A 15,048-nucleotide genomic window follows, 5' to 3' on the forward strand; every position below is an offset into this window, starting at 1 on the left:
GTGTTTTATTAAAAAAGTCTCGATTTATATTGTCCACTTTCTTGACAGAAGACCAATATTTTTAAAAAAGGCTTAAATAAAAGGAGAAATTCCGCCTATCTTCTTTAAAAATTCGAAAATAGCGGATTTTACCCCTCATAACAGGAAAATCTCCCCTTATTTTTCCAAAAGCGAGCACCACTTTGGTTATAACAGGAAATTTTCCGCTTATTTTACTTTTGTGAGCTTTTTTGCCCCTTGCTTTTAAGCTTCCTTCGCTTGCTGATTTGCTTTTGCAGCATTTACTTGTTCATCTGCATGGTAAGAAGATCTAACAAGTGGTCCTGCCTCACAGTGGCTAAATCCTTTGCTAAATGCAATATCTCGTAGTTCCGCAAATTCGTCTGGATGGTAATATTTTTCTACTTTTAAATGTTTCTTCGAAGGCTGTAAATATTGTCCAATTGTCATAATGTCAACATTATTCGCACGAAGATCATCCATCGTTTCGATAACATCTTCTTTTGTTTCCCCAAGACCAATCATGATACTTGATTTTGTAGGGATATTTGGATTAATTTCCTTTGCTCTCCGTAAAAACTCTAGTGATCGTTCATATTTTGCCCTTGCTCTTACACGGTCTGATAAACGTCGAACCGTTTCAATATTATGGTTCATGATATCTGGTTTTGCATCCATCAATGTTTTTAAGTTTTCAAATACACCGCCCATATCTGATGGTAGCACTTCGATTGATGTGAATGGATTTTTCCTACGGATTGCACGAACAGTTTCGGCAAATACTGCTGCCCCTCCGTCCTTTAGATCGTCACGTGCTACTGCAGTAATAACTACATGCTTTAAGCCCATAAGGCTTACAGAGTCTGCAACACGCTCTGGTTCCTTCCAATCAAGCTCAGAAGGCAATCCTGTTTTAACAGCACAAAAGCGGCATGCCCTAGTACATGTGTCTCCTAAAATCATAAAGGTTGCCGTTTTTCTTACTGCCCAGCATTCGTGAATGTTTGGACACTTAGCTTCCTCACATACAGTATGTAAATTCTTTTCTCGCATCATTTTTTTTAAGCCTGTGTAATTTTCATTTGTATTTAACTTTATTTTTAGCCAATCAGGCTTACGAATATATTCTTCTTTTTTTGACATGGTTCTACACTCCAATACAAAGGAACTATTCATACAGTAGTGACTTTAACATAAAGACTGGATTTAAACAAGAAATCAATAGGAGGATGTTCAAATAAAATGTCACATCAAAGCACATAATAAAGTATCTTTCTTTCCGATTTGAATTGAAAGGAGTTATACATAAATGAACAGGTTAGTTGTATTTGGTCTGATTGCTCTTTTATTTTTTGCAAATGTTCCAGAAAGCTCAGCTTCAGAAACCGACCAACAAAAAATATATCAAGAGCGGATCGACTTGTTTTCAAAAATGGAAGCAATCACTCAAATACCTTGGTATTATTTTGCAGCAATTGATCAATATGAAAGAAGTGTCAGGAGAGTTAGGAAGGACATTCCTAAGGAAACGGGTCTTATTGGAATCTATATAAAACCCGAGATTTGGTCGGGAGCAATTAACCCAGATTTATCTGATACGAATCCTCTTAGCATACAAATATTTGGTGGAATTGGTGTTGATGGAAATGGAGATGGGATTGCTGATCAAACAAATGATGAGGATGTTCTTTATACGATTGCAAATCATCTTTTAGACTATGGATTTGATAGGGACAACATCAAGCTTGCCCTTTGGGATTATTATAAACGAGATAAATCTGTTTCTTTGATTATGGGGAAAGTTAAAATGTATGAAACGTATGGAACATTGGATCTTGATAAACACGCTTTCCCGGTGCCGTTGCGGTATAACTATAGCTACAAGAATACGTGGGGAAGCGCACGGGGCTGGGGTGGACGTAGAATGCATGAAGGGACAGACATTTTTGCCGGATATGGAACCCCTGTCCGAGCCACTTCATATGGAATTGTTGAAATGAAAGGATGGAATCGATTCGGAGGCTGGCGTATAGGGATTCGTGACATTAACAATACATACCATTACTTCGCTCACTTGAATGGTTTTGCTGATGGTATAAAGGTTGGGCGGGTTGTTGAACCAGGTATGATTATTGGGTCTGTAGGTAGCTCCGGATATGGGCCGCCTGGAACTTCAGGGAAATTCCCACCACATCTACATTATGGAATGTACAAAGACAATGGAAAAACAGAATGGTCATTTGATCCTTTTCCACATTTGAAATCATGGGAACGGGGAGAACGGCAACGTAGAAAATAGCAAAAAGCTGTGGTTAGAAACATTCTGACCACAGCTTTTTTCCGTTCAGTTGACCCTCTTTTATATTTTTGTTATTAGCATTTACTTAGCTTGCTTTGCCTTTCTGACTGCATTAGCAATACTGGCTACAAGGCCGCCCCATAAGATAACCATTCCAATAATCATCATTGTAATTGCACTGCCACTCATAGTCCAACCCCCTTATCTTTACTAGCGGAGTATTCCTCAATTGTAGAGCGATTCCACTTTTTGAGAGTGAAAAGTACACCAACTACGATAACTCCAATTGCTATCGCCACGCCTGGGAATAAGATAAACGACGTAGCATAACCTTCATAGTTTCCAGATTCAAAATCAAATTTCTGCATTATATTTTGTCGTAACAAATCAAACATCATGTAACCTAGTACAAGTGGTGTTATTATGCTTAAACAAATCTTCCACCACAATCCTGCACGAATATCAGAAATCGCATTCGCATGAGACTGTAATGGTTTCATTTGCTTAAATACCCACGCGATTAGTATTACTTCGATAAGACCAGCTAAAGCAATGCCGAACTGGTTTACAAAGTAGTCAACAACATCTAATAAATATAGGCCACCCTTTGTGGAGTATAGAATTGAAATAATAGATGCTGCTCCTCCACCAATTAGAACAGCCTTATTACGAGCAATTTTAAATTTATCTGATACAGCTGCAATAAACACCTCACAAATTGAGATAAGAGACGTTAACCCAGCGAATACTAGCGATAAGAAGAATAATGCTCCAAATACTTCACCTAATGGCATTTCATTGATAATTTGTGGGAATACTGCAAATGCTAAACCTACACCAGCTGTAGCAACTTTATCAACACCTACACCTGATTGCGCAGCCATAAATCCTAATGCAGCAAATACTCCAATACCTGCTAATAGCTCAAAGCCTGAATTTGCAAAACCGGTAATAAACGCATTATTAGTAATGTCAGCTTTCTTTGGCAAATAACTTGAATAAGTAATCATAATTGCAAAACCAATTGATAAACTAAAGAAAATATGACCATATGCCGCTACCCATACTTTACCATCCCAAATTGTATCCCAGTTTGGTTTAAAAAATGCGTCTAAGCCTTGTGCAGCACCATCCAAAGTTACTGCTCTAATAACGATAATTAGAAACATAACACATAAAGCTGGAATGAAAATCTTATTTGCTTTTTCGATTCCCTTTTTAACACCTTTAAATAAAATAAATAAAGTAATAATCCAAACTAATACGAGTGGAAGAAATGACCCCCAAACTATCCCACCAAGTTCACCCGGTGCTACATCACCATATTTTAGATAATCAAACTTAAGGAATGAACCTGTATCATCTCCCCAAGCTTTTGTAAATGAGAAACCAGTATAGCGGAATGCCCATGCAATTATAACCGAATAATAGGTAGCAATTACAAACGAAATCGCAACTTGCCACCAACCAAGCCATTCCATTTTCCTATTTATTCGGAAAAATGAAAGTGGAGCTGACCCTTTAAATTTATGACCGATAGTGAATTCTAAAATCAGAATTGGAATTCCAGCAGTCAAAATCGCAAATAAATATGGTAAGAAAAATGCCCCACCTCCATTTTCGTAGGCAACATACGGAAACCTCCATATGTTTCCTAATCCAACTGCTGATCCGACAGCCGCCAATACAAAGCCAGCCCGTGTTCCCCACTGTGGTCGGTTATCCATAAAAAAGCCTCCCTTTTTTTCCAACTTATCATTATAGTATTTTTCGCTATAGATAAATTGGAAATTTTAATATTTTCAGATTTTTTAATATAATCTAATTATTAGTATAACTAGCCTATATATATCTGTCAAAAGTTATTTTTTTAGTTTAAAAAAGAGACAATGGATGCAACTCCTTTGTCTCAAGACAACCATGATCGAACTATTACAGCTTTTTTAATTTGTGGGAATCTCAAATGATGGTGAAGCATCACTACCGTTATTATAGAATTGGGGCACGTCACCATTTATATTCTCACTTATGATTGGAATTGTTTGTTTAATCGATACTTCACTAGTTGTGAATGGCAAGATAACCTGCATTGTAACTGTTGCCATTACATCAACATTAAGCCAACCATTATTTATACCCCATTCATCAATTGACCTTGTTGGTTCGGTCGTCGCAAATCCAATCATATGAAATCGAATAGGTATTTGAGGTCCTAAGTTTCCTAGTAGGGCATTATCTGTAGCTTCACCAAGTGGAACAGTAAAAACATATCCTGTTTCTCCTGTTTCTGTATCTGTTTCTAATTCCAGATCTGGATAATCTATTTTATCTTTCTCTCCTTCACTTACATATTTGATATATTTTTCAATGTTACCAAGTGTTTTTGTAGCCACACGGTTAATCGTTTGCATATTGTATTTATTTATCTTAACATCTCCTGTTTCATCTTTTTCATAGTATACTAGCTCCCGAATATCTATCTCTTCTTCATTAATATGTTGATTTATAGCATTTTTCAAGACAGTATTAGCTACTTTTTTCGTCTCATTTTCTGCATATTTCATTAGTACCGGTTCAATCGCTTTATTAATAATCCAAAGTCCTGCTGCTGTTGAAAATATAAAAAAAACAAATGTTAACAAGAATACATACCGAAAGGGCAGTGGTCCTTTTCTTGTACGTCTTCGCTGCAGGCGACCTCTGTATTTTGCCAAATAAAATCCCCCCTTACTAGCTATGTGTATGCATGTAAGAGGGGATGTACGATAAATTTTTAAAGATGATATTCAAAAAGTCCGGGAAGCTCCTTTTTGAACAAATATTTTACGTAATAATCTAAACCATTTTTAAAAGAGCGTCTTTTCCTTTCATACCAATCGTTATTCCGCGGTTTTCCGCTTCATATGTGATGGATTCAAGTGGGGCTTCAAGCAATTGTTCAATGGTTCGAACACCAACTGCCCTCCCCGCAATTATGCCACGTTCCTTCAATTTTTCATTTAATAGTGCAACGTCAAGCGCACCACACATAATATAACCATTTTCATTTGTAACGGCCATAAAATTTGTTTTTGGAAGCTTAACAGTAATTGCTGTAAATTGATGGTTATCAATTATAACAGGTGTCATGGATACCATCCTGCACACTCCTTTCTCTTCATTTTATGAAGGAGAATGACTATTTGTGTGCAGATCAGATTAAGTTAGGTGCTGATTGGGTCATTAATTGTGTCTGAACTAACTTCAAAGAGAACCTTTTTTTAAGGCTATAGCTAATACATCCCTTAACAATTCGGGCATATAATATTTCTTATCTTTCGCATCCCTTATTTCAGGAAATAACATACCGAATGTGAACATATCAATTGTCGCAACGGAATACAATCTACCAGGATCAATATCTTCATGATTAATCTTGATATCAGCAACATGTTTTAGACCATCTGATAGGATTGTGCTTTTTATTTGAACACCGTCATATATCATTTTCCCCATCAATTTACCCCTGAAACCTAGCCCCTTAATTTCAAGGTTTTCCATTTGTTCAGTATATGCTTGGATGATTATCTCTTTTAAATGATCGCCTCTAACCATAACCTTACAAGGGTTGATAGGGTGTGGACAAACCCTATGTAGGTCCCCCCTCGTTACAATACCTTTCGGAAGAGAATCTAGTAATACCCCTGCATTAACCATTGAAATTTCTCCTCCACACCATTCCTTTAACGCCCGTGCTAGTAGTGTAGAAAAAGAAGATTCTTTGTGCCAATCAATTAAGAGATCATCGTCAAGTTCCGCAATAATATCGCGATTCAATGCATTTATGCTATTTTTATATAAAATATCGAGTTCATCTTTTGTGCGATTACTCTCTGCTAATTCATTCGTTTGAATGACATTTGCCTTACGACTGTGGATTTTTCTTTTCTCAGTGTCGATTTGTAGTTTTACATGCCCAATATAATTTCCATATTTCCCGGCACCACATAGTAAAGTATTTTTAATTAACTTTCCATTGTCTAATAAATGGTGGGTATGTCCCCCAAGAATAATATCAACCTCAGGAAACTGTTGGGCAATTTTTTCATCCTCATTGATACCGAGATGGGATAATAACATAAGAATATCTGTTTTATCCGATAATTGATCAACTAACTTCTTTAATTCCTTGAATGGATCGGTTACATTCCAACCGAGAAGCTTATACAAAGAAATATAGTGCACGGTTAAGCCAATTATCCCTATTTTAACCCCGCTAGGCAAAGTATGAATATCAAAAGGAATCGCCCAACTTGGTTGATTACCATTACGATCAAAAAAGTTTCCTAAAACTACCTTAAAATTTGCTTCATCATACAACGAATCTAGCTGATCATATGATAAAGTAATTCCTTCGTTATTCCCGATTGTTACATAGTCATAGTCCAACCTATTAAGGAGTTGAATATTTGTCTTTCCATAGTCTGCTTCGGAAATTGGATGGAACCGATCCATATGATCACCAATATCAATTAAGAGCATTTCTTCTTTTTGATTAGAATGGAGCTGTCTCATATCAGTAATGTATTTTGTAATTTTTGGCCATTGATCAAAATGACTATGTAAATCATTCGTATGATAAATATGCAATGTCTCTATCAACAACTCCACCTCCATATCATTTCTATTTTCGTAAGTTAAATCTATTTATCCTGCATTAACTGACAGTAAAACCCCCTCTGATTGAAGTTTCACTTTATCTATCCTTCCTTTTCTTTGCTTCGAGTAATCTTTTTATACTCTCTTCTCTCTCTTCTGCTGTTCGTATCTTTTCTATTTTTTTCTTCGGTTTCTCTCGTTTCACTTCCATTTTTTCTTCAGTTGGAGGGATGTCCTCCTCCGTTACCTTCATATCTGTTTTAACAACTGCTGCCCGTTTTGGTGGCTGAGGTACCCTCAATTTTTGTGGAATAATCTCAGGTCGACCTTCCTTACGAAACTTACCAAAAAGACGATTAATTCCAAAACGGCGAATCGTTATCTCGAAAAAGAATAGCAAAAATACAAGGAAAATTAACCAGTGACTAATCGGTTGCTTCAAATAGGATGTAGATGCAGAGTGACGAAAGGAATCCTTTTCATCAGTAAGCTCCTTACCGCCTGTAATTTTCGTTATCTCCTTTAGTAATTCCTTATTTACTCCTTTTAATAAGTACTCATCCGAATATGGAACTGTAAACCCTGTTTGGTATACATGAATATCTCCTGCTTGATTTGTTTGTCTTACATTCAAGAAATACAAACCACTACTATCAGGCATCATTAATTCATATTTTCCAGGGGCAACTAATTTTGTATTAACTTCAATACTCTCACCCTTCTCAGATAATACTGTTGTCTCAATTGGAAGAGAATTGTGAGTGGATCCTTCAAGTGTAACAATGGTATTGCCGTCATTCTTAGTAAGAGATATTTTATAGGGCTCTGTCTCGTACTGTGGCAGTGTTCTTGTAACAAGATGGTTGATGAACAATGGCCACTTCTCCCACCTTGCCCAGTCACCTGACCATTTCCCTGAAAAATCTGAAGTAAAGGCGATTGTATGTCCCATGCCATATTGCCACTCAGCAAGAACAGGGTCTTCCTTTTCACTTATGAAAGGAGTCTGTGCCCTTGATTTAGATGTGGTCGCAATATAAGCATTCATTTGTGGTACTCCATTTTGAGTTAGAAAATTCCACTCTTGATTTGCTGTAATTACTGGATAAAATGGATTATCCTCAATATAGGTTCTCGTTGCCATAACAGTCTCTCTCGAAAGAATGCTAGGAATAACCGAGGCATCTGTAACATCATAAAATCTTCCCGACCCCTGTGTTGCTAAATCCTCAAGTAGAGCGCGATCTGCATCAGAACCGATTGAAACTGTTGACAATGTAATATTTTTTTCTTTGCCTTCTTCTATTAAACTCTCATAGCTTCCACCTGTTGCTGACTGACCATCTGTAAGTAGAATAATATGCTTTCGCTGAAGCTTTAGATCTTCTAGTTCTTTGTAGGCCATTTCTAGTGAGCTATAGATTTCTGTGCCTCCACCTGGTGTAACGGAGAGAATTTTATCCACTGCATCTTCCTTATCCTTAAGTGGTCCTGTCTCTACAATCACCCATGGTCGATCATCGAAAGCAATGAATCCTAATGTATCTTCCTCACGTAGGAGCTCAACAGATCTAGCCGCTGCTTCCTTAGCAAGCTCTAATTTATTTCCAGCCATACTACCAGAGCGGTCCATAACAATCACAAGTCCTAGTGATGGCATTTCTTTTTTTCCCTTAATATCCATATCGACAGGAAGAAGCTTTTCAATAGGTGTCTTAAAATACCCACCAAGACCAAAGCTTTCTTCACCACCAGCCATGACAAATCCTGTACCAAATTCCTTGACTGCCTGTTCAATCAAGAGCATTTGATTCTCAGAAATAACAGTTGCCGGCACATTATTAAAAATAATTGATCGGTAGGGTAGATACCCTGAAAGTACAGTAGGCAGCTTTTCAGGTGTAATCACATCTACAAGAAGTCCCGCTCCGCTCAGAATGGAATCAATTTGGCCACTTTCCTTCCCTTGAACGACCAATACCTTCGGTGTTCCCTTTACATTAGATACAGTGTACATCGAATTATTTTCGATAAATGCATCATTCTCTGCTATAATTTCCCCTTTAAAAATGGCCATTCCTGGTTCATCCATTTTATAGGAAAACTGATAGATATTCCTTCCTTCCTTCACATCGACCGTTTCTGTTAATACTTCTTGATCATTGATCGAAATTCGAATCTTCGCCTTCTTTTGAGTATTACTATCAATCGTAAGGGATATTTGTGCTTCCTCCCCATTGTACATCGTAGGCGGCACATTTAAATTGGTTAATGACATATCTTCCTGAAAACTCTGACTTAGTAGAACATAATCTAATTCTATTTTTCTATTTTTAAGAAGCTTAGCCGCTTCTTTACTGTTACCTATCGTCTCATTTCCATCAGATAGAAGGATTATTCTTCCTCCAGCTTCTTTTGGAATGATTGAGGAAGCAAACTGAATTGCACCATTTAAATTGGTTTCTCTTCCGTCTACCTCTGTATTAAATTCAGAAATGGATGTCTTTTTTTCGCTAATTGTTTGCTCAATAGTAGCATCCTTACCCATCGTTACTATCGCAAACTCATCATCCTTTTCTTTACTATTTATACTTTTTTCAATCCAATCAAGAGCTACATCATCTGTATTCCTTACACTATCTGACCGATCTACTAGGAAAATGATAGTTTCACCTTTTACAGGCAAAAGAATTTGCGGGACAGCTAGGGCAAAAATTAATAAAATAAAGATAGCAGTTCTTAATCCAGCAATCAAATAATATTCCTTTTTTCTATTTTTTCTACTATATAAAAATACTAAAAACAATGCAGGAATTATTAAAAACAACAGAACAGGGAACTTAACCTCTAAATCCACGACGGTATACCTCCCATTCTAAAGCAAGTAAAAGTAGTGCAACAAACGCTAGCCAAAACCAAATTTGATCATTGCGGCTTTTTGTTTCCCTCGTTTCTGAAACCTGATCTTCATTCATTTTGAAGGACTCCTCAAATGCCGGATGCTTCTCTCTGTCATCAACAAGAACAGAAAAATAATTTATCTTATCACCGGCAACTGCCTGATACGTCCCTGGAAGTAATGGTGCCTTAAAACTTTCTTCTTGTAAATCGAGGGTATATAGATTTTCATCTTCATCATTATAAATCGCCCAATCTGAATAGCCCTTACTAACACTGATTGACTTTTCTTCACCTGGCCAAAAATATCCGAGAAAATCGGTTTGCTGTGAAAGCCATTGATAGCTGTTATAAAGGAAAATTGGAAAACCAGGCTGAAGTGGCCAATCAGAATCGGTCAAAGAAAAGTTCACGACGATTATAGGTTGTCCACCTCGTTTCCCCTTTTGAATTAATGGTACAGAACCACTCTTTAAAACTGTTTCCCACTCACCAGCCATTTCTTTGACTGCAGAGGAGATATAGATCTTTTCATGGTCGACAAATTGCAATAATGAGTCATTCTCTGCCATTAGCGGCTCAGTTAGTTCAATCTTTTCATGACTTGAATTAAACAAGATAAGGGGCTTTTCAGGCAATTGCTTTAAAGTACTTGTTTCCTTTATAACAATACCATTCATATTGTCAGTTATATTTTCCGCATCCGTTTGTAATACCTCTACACCGAGGGTCTGAAAACCCTTAACAGCAAATGGATTTATATCCCCAATCATATATATCGTTGGATTGGTTTCCGTATAAATAGAGGTTAAGTGATTATCCACGACGTATCCATCATCCTTATTAATTGTTGCTTCATAATAGGGCTTTTTAGGAAGTGAAGGAATTTGTAAAACAAATTGCTCTTGACCATTCATTGAAAGCTTTTTCTCAAAAAGCAATTCTTTCTCACTATGAATCTGAAAGGTTAACTCATGCTTCTTAAGAGATTGATTTTCGAGAACAGCCACACCAGAGATATTCTCAGCAACAGGTGCTACTCCAAAAGAAAGAAGCGTCAAATTATTTATTTCCTTTCCAATATTATGTACTTCAATATATTGCTCGACTCCTGACAGCACCTTTTTATGAACTGAATCAGAAAAGATATGAATGGAAGTTCCTTTGCCAGAGGAAAGGGAGGTAGCAAGATTGACCGCTTGCTCCATCGATTCATGGTCATAGGTTAACTGTAGTTCATGAATAATCTTTTTGATAACACCTTCATCCGTTTCATTGCTTAAAAGAATTTCAGGCTTTTGACCTGCTTTGATAAGCGTAACCCCTTGACCATTAAGTCGATCTACAAGACTAAGCATTTCCTCCTTCGCTTGAACAAAGCGAGTGGTCTTCTCATCTTTAGCAGACATAGAAGCAGATGAATCAATAATGAAGATGAGATGCTCACCTTGTAGGTCATCTTCCATCCAGAATGGCCTTGTCAGCGCAAGCATCAGTAATATCAAGACGATAATTTGTAACCAGAATAATAGATTTTGTTGGAGCTTTTTCAACCATGGTGAGGCTTGCCATTCATTTAGAATCTGTTCCCAAAGTAGATTTGAGGGGATTTTCTTTTCTTCATACTGCTTTCGAAAAAAATAAAAAAGAATGACAGCCGCAATGAAAAAGCTCATGAGAAAAAACCATGGAAATAGAAATTGCATATCTTTCACCTCGATCGAGTACTTCTAGGCTTTATCTAATTAACCCCCTACTAGGAAGTTCGTGGAATAAAATGGATTGCAAATTGCTATCATCGACTACTGGAATATAATGGCCCCCGTAACGCCTACATAACCGTTCTAGACCTCTGTTATGCTCCTTTAGACGTTTTTCGTAATCGGAAATAATAATTGGATTTATACTGACATTTACTGCAATATTTGATTCACTATCAATTAATTTTAGATCCCCCATATAAGTTGGTAAAATCTCCTCACTGCTTAACACCTGAAAAAGCCATATTTCCTGTTTTAAGGAACTAAGTTTTTTTAAGAGAGCCTCGACTTTATCCAATTCCTCCAACCCGTCAGTAATTAAAATCGTTAGCTGCTGATTTTTTGTTACCGTATTTTGAAGACTTGTAATAAATTCACCGGTTTGTTCATTTTCTGTTAATGAAAGAATTTCTAAATAGGTTCTTCGACTCGATACAGCCCCCTTTCTTCGGACTGCTTGCAAATTTTTCGAAGCAACAGGAGAAAAAAATAACCGATCTTCACTAGCGAGTACAATATAACTCAAAAATGCCGCTAATTGCTTTGAGAATTCCCATTTACTCGTTATAGCTCTCATCGAGGATGTAGCATCTAAATAGATTGCAATCGCTAGCTCTTGTTCATCTAAATATCGCTTAATATAATGCTTTTGTGTTCTACCATACACATTCCAGTCGATTTGTCGAATATCATCACCTGGTTGATATGCTCTAAAATCGGAAAATTCCAATGAAGAACCGAAATGGCTTGATTGTCTTGAACCTTTATGAAGCCCTCTTTTTCTTGTCTTCACCACTAGCTGCATTTTTTGAAGCCTTCCAAGAATGGCTTGCTGATTATTCATCTCGCTTTAGCTCCCTGTGGATTTTTAAAATTGATTATCTCTGTAATAATCTCTTCTACAGATATCCCAGTTGCCTCACCCTCAAAATTCATAAGAATTCGATGTCTTAGAACGGGTAATGCAAGTTTTTTGATATCCCCAATGGAAACATGATATCTACCCAAACACATTGCCCTTGCCTTTGCCATTTGGATTAGACTTTGAAGCCCCCTTGGACCGCTACCGTACTGAACATATCGTTGAACTATATCTGGGGCATCAGAATCAGGATGTGTGGCTGAAATAATCTCTACAGCCAAATTGAGGATTTCCTCTGATACTAAAATTTCCTTTGAAAGCTTTTGTAACTCCAGTACTTCTTGAAGCGTTGCCACCTTTTCCAGTGAAGTGGAATGTACCCCAGTCGTTCTAATCGCAATTTCCTTTAACTCTTCCTTAGATGGGTAACCAACATGAATTTTACAAATAAAACGGTCCAATTGTGCCTCAGGAAGTGGATACGTTCCTTCCATATCAATCGGGTTTTGTGTAGCTAGAACAAAGAATGGGTTTTCCATCGCTTTTGTCTCACTCATAATCGTGACTGTTTTCTCGCCCATTGCTTCTAGAAGAGCACTTTGTGTTTTTGGGGTTGCTCTGTTAATTTCATCAGCTAGCACGATATTCGCAAACAAAGGTCCTTGATGAAAAGCAAATTTCTGTCTTCCGTTCTCATCCAACTGAAGAAGCATTGTTCCAGTAATATCTGCTGGCATTAAATCCGGTGTGAATTGTATTCTTGAAAATTGTAAATCGAGGCATTGTGCAATCGTTTTAATAAGCATCGTCTTCCCAAGTCCAGGTAATCCTTCAAGTAGGACATGTCCTCCTGAAAAAATACTCCATAATACTTGATCAATGACTTCATCCTGTCCGACAATGAATGATTTTATCTCTTTGGTCACTCTCGCAACGGTGTCTGCAGCTATAGCAAATTGTTGTTCTTTTTCTTTTATAGAAGACATCTATTTCACTCCTCGTTTGGATCGATATTTGAAAAATAATTCTTGACGATATCTCCAAGATCCGATGGTAGTTCTAGGCGTTCAGTACTTTGTCGATATGCTTTTTCATAGGTATTAAAAACCTCACTATAAGGCTTAATATTTCCTTTTAGAATTGGACCGTCTCCTTCTTGTTGTTGTCCTTTTGCTCCTTCTCCTAGTGGACCAAAGTCATTTTCGGTATTTGAATCACCTTGCAAACGGTTAGGAATTGTTAGCATTTCCCTTGAACCCTTACCAAGCCCTGCTCCGCTACCACTGCCACTGCCACTGCCTGTACCTGTACCGGAACCCGAGCCATTGCCCGAGCCAGAACCTGATCCTGAGCCGGAACCGCTGCCAGACCCACTACCTGAACCTGATCCACTCCCAGTTCCACTACCACTACCACTATTATTTCCATTGTTTGGTTGCCCGTTTTGGGAAGGTGTTTGGCTATTTCCATTTTGAGGTTTTCCTTGTTGCTGATTTCCACCATTTGTCTGTCCTGGAGGAGCAAACGCCATTTGTGATGGGGGCAAACCATCTTTTATCATTTGATTTTGCATATTGATCCCTGTATTTTGAATAGCAGCTTGAGCAGCTGCCAGCTGTTTTAGTAATTCCGGTGATTGAAGAGCCGACTCTAGTTGTTTTAGGAGCTGTTCTAGTTCTTCATCAGTTAATTTCTGTTCTTTTTGTGAGATTTGGCTTAATGCCTTTCGTTGTTCCTCACTTAACTTATCCCAATTGTTATTCAAAGACTTTAGCCCTTTTTCGAGCTCTTCTAGATTCTTTTGCTCAATAAACTTCGATATGTCGGCTAATCCATTTCGTTCTAGCTCATTTTTCCAAGTCTCAAGTTCCTTCTGTTTTTCTTTTTCCTTAAGCGATTGCAGTTCTAGCTTTTTTGACTGTTTCTCTAATTCCTTTAACGCTTCTTTTGCTGTTTTTGCTTCGCTTAGCTTCTCCTGTGCTTCCTTTAACGCCTTTTTCACTTCAGGATTCTTTTCCTTTTCAAGCTTTTTTTCAAGATTTTTCTCGACCTCTTGAACTAATTTGATTTCTTTCTCCAATTGCTTTGCTGTCTCAAATGTATTTGGAATGGTATTGTACACAATGATCGCTGCTATCATGAACATCATTCCAGCAGCTAGCCATTTAGGATAAAATTTAAGCTTCTTCCGTTTCAAAACTTGATTCTGGACTTTTTTCATCCGAGAAACTGCATCAGCAAGCTGGAGTTGTTCAAGGACACCATGCTTCCCTAAAAAGGAGTAAGCAGTTATTACACGATCTTCTGTGACGAAAGAATTATAGACTGCTGAGGACTCATACAACCCAGGTCGAAATCGCCAAACTCTTATTAAAAAGACAATACATGTGAGTGCAAATATTGCTATAAAATAATAGACTAAAAACGGCACCACTACAAAACTAGCAACAACAATTAGGAGGAATGACATGGCTCCTGCTAGTAGAAACAGGAGCTGACCTTCTTTTATAATTAATTGAAATAGGAGCTGACGTTGGATTGGCTTCAATAATTTTTCAAATTGTTTTTGCTCTTCCACGTAATCCCATCCT

The 15,048-nt window shown here is 37.4% G+C and carries 12 protein-coding genes; 1 reads left to right on the forward strand and 11 read right to left on the reverse strand.

Features of this window, described 5'->3' with window-relative positions; genetic code table 11:
• Positions 1 to 243: 243 nt before the first annotated feature.
• A complete protein-coding gene (gene lipA / locus MJG50_RS09420) occupies positions 244 to 1,143 on the reverse strand; it encodes a lipoyl synthase (protein WP_240255125.1) in 900 nt (299 codons plus the stop codon).
• Between the two features lie 166 nt (positions 1,144 to 1,309).
• Here lipA and MJG50_RS09425 point away from each other — a divergent pair, with 166 nt between their 5' ends.
• Positions 1,310 to 2,299 carry a M23 family metallopeptidase gene (locus MJG50_RS09425; protein WP_240255127.1) on the forward strand — a complete coding sequence of 330 codons (990 nt, stop codon included), beginning with the start codon at positions 1,310 to 1,312 and terminating at the stop codon, positions 2,297 to 2,299.
• A gap of 81 nt (positions 2,300 to 2,380) precedes the next feature.
• Here the strand turns inward: MJG50_RS09425 and MJG50_RS09430 are convergent, their stop codons facing one another.
• The 10 genes from MJG50_RS09430 to MJG50_RS09475 all read right to left on the reverse strand — a co-directional run bounded on the left by MJG50_RS09430 (position 2,381) and on the right by MJG50_RS09475 (position 15,035).
• The gene (locus MJG50_RS09430; RefSeq protein ID WP_240255129.1) at positions 2,381 to 2,488 is read right to left on the reverse strand and encodes a methionine/alanine import family NSS transporter small subunit; all 108 of its coding nucleotides are present in this window, start codon (positions 2,486 to 2,488) and stop codon (positions 2,381 to 2,383) included.
• Entirely contained in the window at positions 2,485 to 4,026 is a 1,542-nt protein-coding gene (locus MJG50_RS09435; RefSeq protein WP_240255131.1) for a sodium-dependent transporter, read from the reverse strand. Before MJG50_RS09435 ends, MJG50_RS09430 begins: the two co-directional genes overlap by 4 nt.
• Positions 4,027 to 4,242: 216 nt before the next feature.
• The gene (gene yunB / locus MJG50_RS09440; protein ID WP_240255133.1) at positions 4,243 to 5,013 is read right to left on the reverse strand and encodes a sporulation protein YunB; all 771 of its coding nucleotides are present in this window, start codon (positions 5,011 to 5,013) and stop codon (positions 4,243 to 4,245) included.
• A gap of 121 nt (positions 5,014 to 5,134) precedes the next feature.
• A complete protein-coding gene (locus MJG50_RS09445; protein ID WP_240255135.1) occupies positions 5,135 to 5,437 on the reverse strand; it encodes a YunC family protein in 303 nt (100 codons plus the stop codon).
• 105 nt (positions 5,438 to 5,542) lie between these two features.
• A complete protein-coding gene (locus MJG50_RS09450) occupies positions 5,543 to 6,949 on the reverse strand; it encodes a bifunctional metallophosphatase/5'-nucleotidase (protein ID WP_345893227.1) in 1,407 nt (468 codons plus the stop codon).
• An 85-nt stretch (positions 6,950 to 7,034) separates the two neighbouring features.
• Positions 7,035 to 9,794 (reverse strand): VWA domain-containing protein, encoded by a 2,760-nt coding sequence (locus MJG50_RS09455; RefSeq protein ID WP_240255139.1) that lies wholly within the window; start codon positions 9,792 to 9,794, stop codon positions 7,035 to 7,037.
• Positions 9,778 to 11,541: a vWA domain-containing protein gene (locus tag MJG50_RS09460; RefSeq protein ID WP_275695557.1), complete on the reverse strand. Its 1,764-nt coding sequence runs from the start codon at positions 11,539 to 11,541 to the stop codon at positions 9,778 to 9,780. Before MJG50_RS09460 ends, MJG50_RS09455 begins: the two co-directional genes overlap by 17 nt.
• Positions 11,542 to 11,572: 31 nt before the next feature.
• Positions 11,573 to 12,439 carry a DUF58 domain-containing protein gene (locus MJG50_RS09465; protein WP_240255143.1) on the reverse strand — a complete coding sequence of 289 codons (867 nt, stop codon included), beginning with the start codon at positions 12,437 to 12,439 and terminating at the stop codon, positions 11,573 to 11,575.
• Positions 12,436 to 13,443 (reverse strand): AAA family ATPase, encoded by a 1,008-nt coding sequence (locus tag MJG50_RS09470; RefSeq protein WP_240255145.1) that lies wholly within the window; start codon positions 13,441 to 13,443, stop codon positions 12,436 to 12,438. The genes MJG50_RS09465 and MJG50_RS09470 overlap by 4 nt, the downstream gene beginning before the upstream one ends.
• Before the next feature lie 5 nt (positions 13,444 to 13,448).
• Entirely contained in the window at positions 13,449 to 15,035 is a 1,587-nt protein-coding gene (locus MJG50_RS09475; protein ID WP_240255147.1) for a DUF8809 domain-containing protein, read from the reverse strand.
• Positions 15,036 to 15,048: the final 13 nt, after the last annotated feature.

It is taken from the genome of Fredinandcohnia quinoae (assembly GCF_022427965.1).
Taxonomy (GTDB): domain Bacteria; phylum Bacillota; class Bacilli; order Bacillales; family Bacillaceae_L; genus Ferdinandcohnia; species Ferdinandcohnia quinoae.

Bases quoted from the DNA above. Each gene is read 5' to 3' on its own strand.
- lipA (WP_240255125.1), bottom strand. From the start codon at position 1,143: ATGTCAAAAAAAGAAGAATATATTCGTAAGCCTGATTGGCTAAAAATA.
- MJG50_RS09425 (WP_240255127.1), top strand. From the start codon at position 1,310: ATGAACAGGTTAGTTGTATTTGGTCTGATTGCTCTTTTATTTTTTGCA.
- MJG50_RS09430 (WP_240255129.1), bottom strand. From the start codon at position 2,488: ATGAGTGGCAGTGCAATTACAATGATGATTATTGGAATGGTTATCTTA.
- MJG50_RS09435 (WP_240255131.1), bottom strand. From the start codon at position 4,026: ATGGATAACCGACCACAGTGGGGAACACGGGCTGGCTTTGTATTGGCG.
- MJG50_RS09445 (WP_240255135.1), bottom strand. From the start codon at position 5,437: ATGGTATCCATGACACCTGTTATAATTGATAACCATCAATTTACAGCA.
- MJG50_RS09460 (WP_275695557.1), bottom strand. From the start codon at position 11,541: ATGCAATTTCTATTTCCATGGTTTTTTCTCATGAGCTTTTTCATTGCG.
- MJG50_RS09465 (WP_240255143.1), bottom strand. From the start codon at position 12,439: ATGAATAATCAGCAAGCCATTCTTGGAAGGCTTCAAAAAATGCAGCTA.
- MJG50_RS09470 (WP_240255145.1), bottom strand. From the start codon at position 13,443: ATGTCTTCTATAAAAGAAAAAGAACAACAATTTGCTATAGCTGCAGAC.